We start from the raw sequence: 12,401 nt of genomic DNA on the forward strand, positions 1-12,401 counted from the left end.
TCTTTTTTTATTTAGGGAAATATTACATATTACCTTGCCAAAAATTACAATCCAATGTAATCAGCGGGACGGGTAAATCCAGTCCATCCGGTGCAGACGGACGCTTTTGCTTCGGTCGTTAACTGTTGAAATCATTGCTTATTTAAGATATATTCATAATGGATAAAAGGAATGGAGGATTCTTCATGGCAAATCGATATGCTATCATTCTTGCGGCCGGACAAGGAACCAGAATGAAGTCAAAATTATATAAAGTACTTCATCCTGTTATGGGACGTCCAATGGTACAGCATGTGATAGATCAACTGAAGAAGGCGCAGCTGGATGAGATGGTTACTGTTGTAGGTCATGGTGCTGAAAAAGTGGCTGAACATATTGGTGATCAGTGCCAGCTTGTTATTCAGGAAGAACAACTGGGGACAGGGCATGCGGCAATGCAGGCAGAAGATTTGCTGCTTGATAAGGATGGTACAACCATTGTCGTATGCGGTGATACACCTTTAATTACCAGTGAAACATATCAGGCGCTTTTTGATCATCATGAACAGGAAAATGCGCAAGCGACAATCTTAACTGCAACAACCGCTAATCCCACAGGTTATGGAAGGGTAATTCGTAATGAAGCGAATGAAGTGGAACGCATTGTAGAACAAAAGGATGCAAACGAAACAGAATTGCGGGTAAATGAGATTAACACCGGTACATACTGTTTTGATAATAAAGCTTTGTTTCAGGCTCTGAAAAATGTATCTAATGATAATGCTCAGGGCGAATATTATCTTCCGGATGTCATTGAAATACTTAAGAAGGAAAACGAAAAAATAAGTGCATTCATGACTGTGGATTTTGAAGAAACACTTGGTGTCAATGACCGTATTGCATTGGCACAGGCCGAAAAGTCAATGAAAAAGCGGATTAATGAGGGGCATATGCGGAATGGCGTTACAATAATCGATCCGGATCATACCTATATCGGTCCGGATGTACAGATCGAACCGGATGTGCTGATTCACCCCGGATCGATTATCGAAGGCGATTCCGTCATAAAATCCGAGGCAGAAATTGGTCCGCATAGTGAAATTCATAATTGTATTGTCGGTGAACAGACTGTGATGAAGCAAAGTGTTGCCAATGACAGTAACATCGGCAAGCGGGTTAAAATTGGACCGTATGCACATATCCGTCCGGAAGCTGCCATCGGCGATGAAGCAAAAATCGGAAACTTTGTTGAAGTGAAGAAGGCGGCAATCGGAAATGGAAGCAAGGTTTCCCACCTAAGCTATATTGGTGATGCGGAGGTCGGAACTAATGTGAATATTGGCTGCGGAACGATTACCGTTAACTATGACGGTAAAAATAAATTCTTAACGACAATTGAAGACGATGCGTTTATCGGATGTAATTCCAATTTAATTGCACCGGTTACTGTAGGAAAAAGTTCGTATGTGGCTGCAGGTTCCACCATTACGAAACATGTCCCGGAAGATTCGTTATCGGTTGCACGCGCCAGACAGACGAATAAAGAAGGATATGCATCAAGGATTAGAAACAGAAAATAATCACAAACGGAGGGTAATATCATGGCTTCTGGATACAAGGATCCATATTTGAAAGTATTATCATTGAATTCGAACCGGAAATTGGCGGAGGACATCGCCAGTCATATTGGAACAACACTGGGTGAATGTACGGTGTCCGCATTCAGTGATGGGGAAATACAGATTAACATTGAGGAAAGTGTGCGCGGATGTGATGTTTATGTAGTACAGTCCACATGTTCACCGGTAAACACACACATAATGGAACTGTTGATTATGATTGATGCATTAAAGCGCGCATCAGCAAGATCAATCAATATTGTCATGCCTTATTACGGGTATGCACGACAGGATCGTAAAGCACGCTCAAGGGAACCGATAACATCCAAGCTGATAGCAGACCTTCTGGAGACTGCCGGTGCCAACCGTGTAATCACACTTGATTTGCATGCACCGCAAATTCAAGGGTTCTTTGATGTCCCAATCGACCACTTGCAAGGTGTGCCGATTTTATCTGATTACTTTGAAGCCAAAAACTTTGATGATGTTGTTGTTGTCTCACCAGACCATGGCGGTGTGACGAGAGCGCGTAAAATGGCGGACCGTCTGAAAGCGCCAATTGGTATCATTGATAAGCGCCGTCCGCGTCCAAATGTGGCGGAAGTAATGAATATTGTTGGTAATATTGAAGGAAAAACGGCAATACTGATTGATGATATCATTGATACAGCCGGAACAATTACACTGGCGGCAAACGCGCTTATTGAAAACGGGGCAAAAGAAGTTTATGCCTGCTGTACACACCCTGTCTTGTCCGGACCGGCAATTGACCGTATTAATGATTCCAAAATAAAAGAGCTGATCATCACAAATTCCATTCCATTGCCGGAAGAAAAGCAAAGCGACAAGATAAAAACCTTATCTGTTGCGCCACTGATCGGCGAAGCAATAACACGCGTGCATGAACTGAAGTCAGTAAGTATTCTGTTTGACTAAAGACATTTTGTATCGCGTTCCAATCAAATAATTGGATTCCATTGTAGCGGAGGAAATACACGAAGACTCCTGCGGGAAAGCGAAATGTATATCCGGAGTGATGTCCAACAGTACTTTATGTCATAGTTTATTTCAACTGTGGATTATTTAAAGGTGTTTACAAGCCCTAAATTGCGGGTAATAAGTAATGGTGTTTTATTATTAGACAATTTTATGTTTTAATAGTAAAAGATAGAAGTATGCCATAGAGAACTTGGTATAAACCGGGTTTGTCAATAATGGAGGGTGATAAAAATGGCAGTAAAATTGAAAGCGGCGCTTCGGGAAGATCATACGAAGTCTGCAACAAAAATGATTAGAGAGAGCGGAGACGTTCCATCCGTCGTATATGGAAAAGATAAAGACACAAAATCAATTTCCGTAAACAGCATTGAATTGGTTAAAACCGTTCGTGATGAAGGCCGGAACGCAATCATTTCACTTGATGTCGAGAATGATAAACCGGTCGATGTAATGCTGCATGATTATCAAATGGACCCATTAAGAGATGAATTGATTCATGCTGACTTTTACGTTGTAAACATGTCTGAAGAAATGGATGTTGAAGTACCGCTCAACCTGACCGGCGAAGCACCGGGAGTAAAAGAAGGCGGCGTACTGCAGCAGCCATTATATGAATTGCAGGTACGTGCTAAACCTGCTGATATTCCGGAAGAAATTTCTGTGGATGTGGCAGAGCTGCAAATTGGTGATACCATTGCTATTTCCGACTTGCCAAAAGCAAGCAGCTACGAATTCCTGGAAGATGCTGATACTACAGTAGCAACTGTTGTTCCGCCAGATACACTGGATGATGTGGAGGAAGAGGCAGATGAAACTGCTGAACCGGAATTAGTGGATGCTAAGAAGGATGAGGAAGAAGAATAATATTCAGTAACCCTCCTATTTACTAGGGGGGTTCTACTTTACATAAAAAATAAGCAATTTAAAGGAAGAAACGAAATGAAATGTATTGTAGGTTTGGGAAATCCCGGCTTTAAATTTAAGAAAACACGTCATAATATCGGTTTTATGGTGATTGATGAGCTGGTCGAGCGTCATAACTGGAAACTGAAAAAGGATAAATTCAATGGAAAATCAATTGTTGAACATGTTCAAGGTGAAAAGGTCGTTTTGCTGAAACCGCAGACATTTATGAATTTGTCCGGTCAGTCTATTAGACCGTTGATGGATTTTTATCAACTGGAGGCAGCTGATATTCTGGTGATTTATGATGATATGGATTTACCGACCGGGAAAATAAGATTACGCCAAAAGGGCGGACATGGAGGTCACAATGGTGTCCGTTCCGCAATCGAACATATTGGCTCAAAAGAATTCAAACGATTGCGCATCGGCATTGGCCGGCCGGAAACAAGGATACCAGTAATTGATTATGTGCTTGGATCCTTTCCCAAAGCACAACAAAAGGATGCATCAGAAAGTATACAAACTGCAGCAGATGCATGTGAAGCCTGGATGGAAAAGCCGTTTGATCAAGTAATGAATGAATTTAATAATCAGCAGTGACATACAGTATAAAAAGGCGCTTTTCGGATAAACTTTATGATATCCCGAGTTTATTCGAGGAGGTATTTTGGTATGTCAATTGTGTATACATGCAGGCATTGCGGGCATATGATCGGAGAATTGGATCAGCATGCAGTCGATGCATCTATGCTTGGCCTGGATAGGTTATCCACCAGGGATAAGCAGGAAATGGTTCACTATCAAGCAAATGGTGATGTCCATATACAGGCAATTTGTGAAAACTGTGAAGAATCATTGGGAAACAACCCGCAGTTTCATGAACTTGATTATTTTATACAATAACATAAGCAAAGAAGCTTTGGTTAATGAAGATAGTAAAGTCAAATCCGGGAAAATGCTTACGGGTACTTATGCTAGTTAATTGGCCAAGGCATATTTGCACGTAAGCAGGTGGGGAAATGAAGGGTATACAGGAATTTTTACGATCAAAAGAAGATATTGAATCCGTGATAAGCGGTATTTCCGGTGGATTGAATGAACAACTGGTTGCTGGATTATCCGGTTCAGCAAGGAGTTTACTTGTTTCCATCCTGAATGAATCGGTGGATAAGCCTATATTGCTTGTCACCCACCAACTGGCACAGGCGCAGCAGCTTTATGATGATCTTGTGGAGTTTGCAGGTGAGGATGATGTTCACCTGTACCCTGTCAATGAATTGATTGCATCTGAAATAGCGATTGCCAGCCCTGAGCTGAGAGGTCAGCGGATTGATGCGCTGACAGCATGGTCACAGAAGAAAAAAGGTATTTTAATTGCTCCGGTAGCAGCATTAAAGCGGATTTTGCCGCCGACAAGCTATTGGGGGGCCTATCAGCTGGACTTCAAGTTTGGTGAAGATATTCAATTGGATGTCTATTTATCATCCCTTGTTGATATGGGGTACGAACGGACAGATATGGTCACTGCTCCCGGTGAGTTCAGCCGGCGGGGCGGAATCATTGACATATATCCGGTTACGGAAACACATCCGGTGCGTATTGAGTTGTTTGATGAGGAAATTGACTCTATACGTTTTTTTGACGTGGAATCACAACGATCTTTGGAAAAGCGAACTGAGATTTCAGTTGGTCCTGCAGATGAACTTCTTTTGACAGAAGAGGATATGGTTGCAGCGGCACAGCGTATTGAAGAAGCTTTGGCTGAAACGCTTCAAAAGCTGAAGGACAGTAAGGCAAAAGAAACGTTGATTGAAGTTGTCCAGCAAGACAGCGAGCGGCTTAAAAATCTGGAACATTTTCAGGAAATGTATAAATATATCGGGTTTCTTTATGAAAATCCTGCAAGTTTGATAGATTATTTGCCGGACAACGGGTTGATAGTCATGGATGAAATGAGCAGAATTCATGAAACTGCTGTGAATTTGGATACGGAAGAAGCGGAATGGTACAGTAATTTGCTGGAAACAAACAAAATGGTTCGAGACAGCCGGTTTTCGTTCAACTGGGATGAAGTGCAGGACAATATGCATCAGCAGCGGCTGTATATGTCTATTTTCTTAAGGCATATACCGAATACGCAGCCACAAAATATTGTAAATTTGTCATCCAGAGCCATGCAGGAGTTCCACGGGCAAATGAATCTGTTAAAAAATGAATTGAATCGCTGGGAAAAAGGGGATTTTTCCGTAATTGTACTTGCCCCGAATGCAAAACGGGCAGAAAAAATTCATTCCATTTTCCTGGATTATGATATTGAATCAGTTGTGACAGACCAGCTTGAGCTTCCGAATACGATTCCGGTTATTACCGTCGGAAATCTCAGCACCGGTATGGAATTACCGATGCACAAACTTGTGATCATAACGGAAAATGAACTGTTTAAAAGCAAGACAAAACGGCCGCGGAAAAAGCAAAAACTATCGAATGCCGAACGAATCAAAAACTATCAGGAGCTTAAAGTTGGCGATTATGTCGTTCATGCCAGTCACGGGATTGGGAAATATTTAGGGATAGAAACGCTGGAAGTAAATGATTTGCACAAAGATTATATGCTGATTAAATATTCCGGTGATGATAAATTATTTGTCCCGATTGACCAGATTGATCTGGTACAGAAATTCGTCGGGTCAGAAGGTAAGGAACCAAAGCTGTACAAATTGGGCGGCAGTGAATGGACAAAGGTAAAACGGAAGGTACAATCATCTGTTGAGGACATCGCGGATGATCTGATTAAGCTGTATGCTGAACGCGAGGCGCGGAAAGGGTATGCCTTTTCAGAGGATACCGAAATGCAGCGTGAGTTCGAAGCCGCGTTTCCTTATCAGGAGACTGAAGATCAATTGCGCTGTATTGTTGAGATTAAGCAGGATATGGAACGTGAACGTCCGATGGATCGGCTGCTTTGCGGTGATGTGGGCTATGGTAAGACGGAAGTGGCTATCCGGGCAGCATTTAAGGCAGTTGCTGATGGAAAACAGGTTGCTGTTTTGGTGCCAACAACTATTCTGGGGCAGCAGCATTATGAAACGTTCCGTGAGCGGTTCCAGGACCATGCTGTGAATATTGGTCTATTGAGCAGATTCCGAACACGTAAGCAGCAAAAAGAAACACTGGAAGGATTAAAAAAAGGACTTGTCGATATTGTAATCGGAACACACCGGATCCTTTCAAAAGATGTGCAATACCAAGATCTCGGGCTTTTAATTGTTGATGAAGAGCAGCGTTTTGGTGTGAAACATAAGGAAAAAATTAAACAGCTTAAATCAAATGTTGATGTGCTTACGTTAACAGCTACACCGATACCGCGTACCCTGCATATGTCAATGCTTGGTGTCCGTGATTTATCTGTTATTGAAACACCGCCTGAAAACCGTTTTCCAATTCAGACGTATGTGATGGAATACAATCCAATTTTTATCAGGGATGCGGTTGAACGGGAAATGTCAAGAGGCGGGCAAGTATTTTTCCTGCATAACAGGGTGGAAAATATCGATAAAGCAGCCCGTGACTTAGGGATGCTGGTAGATGACGCACGGATAGCTGTTGCGCATGGACAAATGAATGAAACGGAGCTTGAAAATGTCATTTTTGCTTTTCTGGAAGGTGAATTTGATGTGCTGGTAAGTACAACCATCATCGAAACCGGAGTTGATATTCCAAATGTGAATACGCTGATTGTCAATAATGCGGACCGTATGGGATTAAGTCAGCTTTATCAGTTGCGGGGACGTGTCGGACGTTCAAACCGGGTAGCATATGCATATTTCACCTATCAGCGTGATAAGGTGCTGACAGAAATTGCCGAGAAGCGTCTTGAAGCAATTAAACAGTTTACGGAACTGGGCTCCGGGTTCAAAATCGCGATGCGGGATTTGTCAATTCGCGGTGCTGGAAATCTGCTTGGCGCACAGCAACACGGGTTTATTGATTCTGTCGGCTTTGATATGTATTCTCAGATGCTGAAGGATGCGATTGATGCCCGGAAGCATGGCAAGGAACTGGATGAAATGAAACCATTCGAGCCTGAACTGACACTATCGCTCGATGCATATATACCGGATGAATACATTAAAGATGAAAAACAAAAAATTGATATGTATAAACAATTCCAGACGATGACATCAGCAGATGATGTAGAAGATCTTAAGGATGAACTGATGGACCGGTTTGGCGATTATCCAACTGAGGTCGGTAATCTATTCACGGTTTCCTCGCTAAAACGCCAGGCAAAAGAACAACGGGTGGAAAGCATTCACGAAAAAAATAAAAAAATCGAGATGCTCGTTGATGAAAACAGAAGCCAGCAAATTGACGGATCCAAATTGTTCGAACTTGCCAATTCATTCGGCAGGGGCTTTCAGCTTGGAACAGCAGGTAATAAACTGAAAGTGATTTATAAATGGACCTCAGATACGGAAAAGCAGCGGTATGATATTTTGGAGAAATTTATCGGACAGTTGGATGAAATAAACCGGGAAGAATAGAAATACTTGTATGTTATGTATAGTTATTCCTTGATGATTCATACTAAAGACCACAACTGGTGTTTTTTTCACACGCAGGAATAAAGTGTATGCACCAGATAGTCATCAAAGAAAGTGAGGCAACATACAAATGAAGGCAACAGGAATTGTGCGTCGTATTGATGATTTAGGAAGGGTCGTTATACCAAAAGAAATCAGGCGAACGCTGCGTATTCGCGAAGGTGATCCATTGGAAATATTCGTTGACCGGGAAGGGGAAGTCATCTTAAAAAAGTATTCGCCAATCAATGAACTTGGCAGTTTTGCCAAGGAATATGCAGAGGCGTTGTTTGACTCCCTTCAATTTCCGGTGCTCATTTGTGACCGGGATGAAATAATTGCAGTAGCCGGTGAATCAAAAAAAGATTACTTAAATAAAAGTATTGGACAACAGCCTGAAAAAACGATGCAGGACAGAACGCAGGTTTTTGAAACAGAGAAAGCAACGATGGAATTGATTCAAAGTAAGGAAGACGAACTTGATTCGTATTGTATTAGTCCTATTATTGCGAATGGTGATCCGATTGGATGTGTTATGATATTCTCCAAGGACGGTAAAAAACTGAGTAATGTTGAGCAAAAAGCTGTTGAAACAGCATCGAACTTTATGGCTAAACAAATGGAATAGAAAAATACTTATGTGAAAGTGTGAAAGCCGGTCGGGACTGACCGGCTTTTTGCTTGTAGAGGAACCCCGCTTACCTCAACTGCGCTGAACAACATGCCGCAGCCGCTGAAGGAAAGTCGAATCGCGCTGAACAACATGCCGCAACCGCCGAAGGAAAGCCGAATTGCGCCGAACAACATGCCGCAACCGCCGAAGGAAAGCCGAATTGCGCCGAACAACATGCCGCAGCCGCTGAAGGAAAGTCGAATCGCGCTGAACAACATTCAAAACACGCCGTATAAAGAAAGCTATTCTTTTATGCTATAATGGACAAAAAGTTTTTGGTGAAAGGCGTTTGTCATGGAAGGGAACGAGACAAATAAATTAGTGAAGGGTGCTTTACTGCTGACGCTTGCAGGGGTAATCAGCAAGCTGTTGAGTGCAGGGTACCGGATCCCGTTGCAAAATTTAACAGGTGATTTCGGTTTTTATATTTATCAGCAGGTTTATCCGATTCTTGGAATGGCACTGATCCTGTCCCTATACGGGTTTCCATCGGCTATTTCAAAAATGGTCAATGATTTGAATCAGCATACAAATGGTCCTTCGTTCAGACAGTTTTATCTGCCGGTTTTTTTTCTAATGTTCTTTGGATCCGTTTTTGCGTTTTTACTGTTGTTTTTTGGTGCTGATTTTTTAGCAGCTATTGCGGGAGACCGGAATTTGGGGCAGGTATATAAATTTGCATCCTTTGCGTTCCTGCTGATTCCTGTTACAGCATTGTTTCGCGGTGTTTTTCAGGGTGTGCAGAAAATGAAGCCGACAGCCTATTCGCAAGTCGGCGAGCAGTTTATCCGGGTTTTATTGATTATTGGTGCTGCTGTAATCATTTTTACGCAGCAAGAAAATATGTATTTTATCGGAAAAGCTGCTGCAGTTGCTGCAATACTTGGATCGATAACCGCTATTGCAATTCTTCTCCGCTTTTTTCGTAACGTCAAACCCGAAATGGGACAGTTTGAGGATATTCCATGGGGTTATTATGTTAAAACGTTATTTATTCTTGGTGGTGCTGCAGCATTGAATCATATGATTCTGCTTATCATTCAGCTTGCGGATGCGTTCACACTAGTACCGGGACTGGTTGAAAATCGATACAGTCAATTGGAAGCGATGAAACTGAAAGGTGTATTTGATCGCGGTCAACCGCTGATACAATTGGGAGCGGTGCTTGGGTCGTCGTTTGCGCTGGCACTGATACCAGCAATATCCCGTGAAAAATTGCAACGTGCGCCTAATGAATTTTATACATATGTGCAAAATGCAATTATTGTTAGTTTTTATTTGGCGATGGGCGCTACGCTTGGGTTAATTGCTGTTTTTCCGGAAGTGAACACATTACTGTTTCAAAACAATAATGGGACCTTCAGTCTGCAGGTCCTCGCTGTCGCTGTTCTTCTGAGTTCAGTCTCGATTACAGCTGCTTCCATTTTGCAGGGACTGGGATACAGTAAACAAACCGCATGCTTTATTTTGATTTCCTTTGTTATAAAATGTATTGCCAATGCAGTGCTCGTTCCACTTTATGGGATTACGGGCGGTGCAATTGCAACTGTATTCAGTTTGTCGGTACTCGGCATATTGCTTCTCGGAACAGTTAAAATGAAGCTGCCTCGTTTACGGGTGGAGAAGCATATTAACTGGATTGCATTGATCGCAGCTTCCGGCGGGATGCTTGTCTATCTTGCTGTTATAAATATCCTGATGCCAGAGGTGCAATCAAGGGCATCATTGCTGTTGTATGTATTATTTACCGTAGCAACCGGGGCAATGGTATATACCATTTTGCTGCTGAGACTTCGGGCATTTTCCAAAAACGAACTTGACATGCTTCCGTTTGCGGGACTCTGGCTGCGGTTGTATAAAGAAAGGAAGATAAAATGAGTAATCGTATTGAAATTATTGGTCTCGGAGCCGGTGATCTGGATCAGCTCCCATTTGGTATTTATAAAAAGTTGCTGAAAACGGATCTGCCAATCTTTGTCCGTACTGCAGATCATCCTTTGATGAGTGCACTTGAAGCAGAGGGTGTGAAATTTACTGCACTGGATTATCTTTATGAAGCATCAGATCAGTTTGGCGAGGTATATGAAAATATTGCCAGCGCTTTATTAAAAAAGGCTTCTGAATCATCCATCATTTATGCAGTACCGGGTCATCCGATGCTTGCGGAAAAAACGGTAAAATTGCTGCTTGAACAATCAGATGTTCCTGTTGAAGTAATTGGCGGTCAAAGTTATTTGGATGCACTGTTCACTGCATTGCAGATTGATCCAATCGAGGGGTTCCAAATTGTGGATGGTACCGGATTTGAGCGGCACGATTTGAATTATCGGAACCACCTTATTTTTTGTCAGGTATACGACAGATTTATTGCATCCGAAGTTAAATTAACACTTTTGGATGATCTGCCGCCTGATTACCGTATCAAACTTGTTGAGGCGGCAGGAACAGAGCAGGAGAAGATCATAGATGTACCGTTGGAAGAGCTCGACAGGAATATGGACGTTTCGAATTTAACATCTGTTTATGTTCCCCCTGTTCCATCGAATATGCTTCATCATACATTTACCAGGCTGCGTGAAGTGATTGCCCAATTGCGTGGACCAGATGGTTGTCCATGGGATAAGAAGCAGACACATGAAACGCTTCGTGTCTATGCGATTGAAGAAGTCTATGAATTAATTGAAGCAATTGATCTGCAAGACGATGACGGCATTATTGAAGAATTAGGGGATATATTGCTTCAAGTGATGCTGCACAGTCAAATTGGAGCAGATGATGGATATTTTACAGTGGACGATGTGATTCGTTCGATTACGGATAAGATGATTCACCGGCATCCGCATGTGTTCGGTAAAGGATCCGCGGAAACAGCGGCGGATGTTGTGAAATCATGGGCAGCTTTAAAGCAGGAAGAAAAAGGGGATACACGCAAATCGCTGCTTGACGGTGTACCGGTTGGATTACCGGCATTGGCGGCAGCAGCTAAGCTTCAGGATAAGGCAGCGTCCGCTGGATTCAGCTGGGACAATTCAGCGGATATGTGGGCAAAACTTCAGGAAGAAATGGATGAGGTACATGCCGCTATTGAAAAAGAGGACGAAGCGAATACGATAGAGGAACTCGGTGATGTATTATTTGTACTGGCCAACATATCACGGTATTATAAAGTCAATCCGGAACTTGCACTGAATCAGGCGAACCGGAAGTTCCGATCACGTTTCACATACATTGAAAAACAGTTAAATGAACAGGGGAAAGATGTTTTTCAAAGCTCGTTGGAAGAAATGGATTATTATTGGAATCAAGCAAAAGGAAAAGAGTGATAGAATTGCGATTGGATAAATTTCTAAAGGTTTCCAGGCTGTTAAAGCGGCGTACATTAGCAAAAGAAGTGGCTGATCAGGGAAGAATTACGATAAACGGCAGCAAGGCAAAAGCGTCATCAACCGTGGAAACTGGTGATGAACTTGTTATTAAGTTTGGTCAAAAGGTAGTGACCCTTGAAATTAGAGCTTTAAAAGAGGCAGTAAAAAAAGATGAGGCAGATATGCTCTATCAGGTGATTAAGGAAGAGAAAGTTACCGATTAAAGTTCTATACTTGTCCCTCCTTTCATAATGTAATAATGATAAGGAGGGACAAG

At 42.3% G+C, this 12,401-nt stretch carries 11 protein-coding genes; all 11 read left to right on the forward strand.

The features are described 5' to 3' along the window. Positions 1 to 185 precede the first annotated feature (185 nt). The 11 genes from glmU to B1K71_RS19470 all read left to right on the forward strand — a co-directional run bounded on the left by glmU (position 186) and on the right by B1K71_RS19470 (position 12,348). Positions 186 to 1,559: a bifunctional UDP-N-acetylglucosamine diphosphorylase/glucosamine-1-phosphate N-acetyltransferase GlmU gene (gene glmU / locus B1K71_RS19420; RefSeq protein ID WP_077329945.1), complete on the forward strand. Its 1,374-nt coding sequence runs from the start codon at positions 186 to 188 to the stop codon at positions 1,557 to 1,559. 21 nt (positions 1,560 to 1,580) lie between these two features. Continuing rightward, positions 1,581 to 2,534 (forward strand): ribose-phosphate diphosphokinase, encoded by a 954-nt coding sequence (locus B1K71_RS19425; RefSeq protein WP_077329947.1) that lies wholly within the window; start codon positions 1,581 to 1,583, stop codon positions 2,532 to 2,534. A gap of 294 nt (positions 2,535 to 2,828) precedes the next feature. Further along, positions 2,829 to 3,461: a 50S ribosomal protein L25/general stress protein Ctc gene (locus tag B1K71_RS19430; protein ID WP_077329949.1), complete on the forward strand. Its 633-nt coding sequence runs from the start codon at positions 2,829 to 2,831 to the stop codon at positions 3,459 to 3,461. Positions 3,462 to 3,536: 75 nt separating this feature from the next. Beyond that, the gene (gene pth / locus B1K71_RS19435) at positions 3,537 to 4,103 is read left to right on the forward strand and encodes an aminoacyl-tRNA hydrolase (protein WP_077329951.1); all 567 of its coding nucleotides are present in this window, start codon (positions 3,537 to 3,539) and stop codon (positions 4,101 to 4,103) included. 72 nt (positions 4,104 to 4,175) lie between these two features. After that, a complete protein-coding gene (locus tag B1K71_RS19440; RefSeq protein ID WP_077329953.1) occupies positions 4,176 to 4,406 on the forward strand; it encodes an anti-sigma-F factor Fin family protein in 231 nt (76 codons plus the stop codon). Between the two features lie 116 nt (positions 4,407 to 4,522). Continuing rightward, entirely contained in the window at positions 4,523 to 8,047 is a 3,525-nt protein-coding gene (gene mfd / locus B1K71_RS19445; RefSeq protein WP_077329955.1) for a transcription-repair coupling factor, read from the forward strand. Positions 8,048 to 8,177: 130 nt separating this feature from the next. Further along, the gene (gene spoVT / locus B1K71_RS19450; RefSeq protein ID WP_077329957.1) at positions 8,178 to 8,714 is read left to right on the forward strand and encodes a stage V sporulation protein T; all 537 of its coding nucleotides are present in this window, start codon (positions 8,178 to 8,180) and stop codon (positions 8,712 to 8,714) included. 93 nt (positions 8,715 to 8,807) lie between these two features. Next, positions 8,808 to 9,020 carry a hypothetical protein gene (locus tag B1K71_RS19455; protein ID WP_077329959.1) on the forward strand — a complete coding sequence of 71 codons (213 nt, stop codon included), beginning with the start codon at positions 8,808 to 8,810 and terminating at the stop codon, positions 9,018 to 9,020. A 33-nt stretch (positions 9,021 to 9,053) separates the two neighbouring features. Then, positions 9,054 to 10,637, forward strand: coding sequence for a putative polysaccharide biosynthesis protein (locus B1K71_RS19460; RefSeq protein WP_077329960.1), 1,584 nt, complete (start codon positions 9,054 to 9,056; stop codon positions 10,635 to 10,637). Beyond that, complete coding sequence (gene mazG, locus B1K71_RS19465; RefSeq protein ID WP_077329962.1) at positions 10,634 to 12,082, forward strand: nucleoside triphosphate pyrophosphohydrolase; 1,449 nt, start codon at positions 10,634 to 10,636, stop codon at positions 12,080 to 12,082. Before B1K71_RS19460 ends, mazG begins: the two co-directional genes overlap by 4 nt. A 5-nt stretch (positions 12,083 to 12,087) precedes the next feature. Beyond that, positions 12,088 to 12,348, forward strand: a complete 261-nt coding sequence (locus B1K71_RS19470; protein ID WP_077329964.1) for an RNA-binding S4 domain-containing protein — start codon at positions 12,088 to 12,090, stop codon at positions 12,346 to 12,348. Positions 12,349 to 12,401: the final 53 nt, after the last annotated feature.

Origin of the sequence: Virgibacillus siamensis (assembly GCF_900162695.1) — a bacterium.
Classification (GTDB): domain Bacteria; phylum Bacillota; class Bacilli; order Bacillales; family Amphibacillaceae; genus Lentibacillus; species Lentibacillus siamensis_A.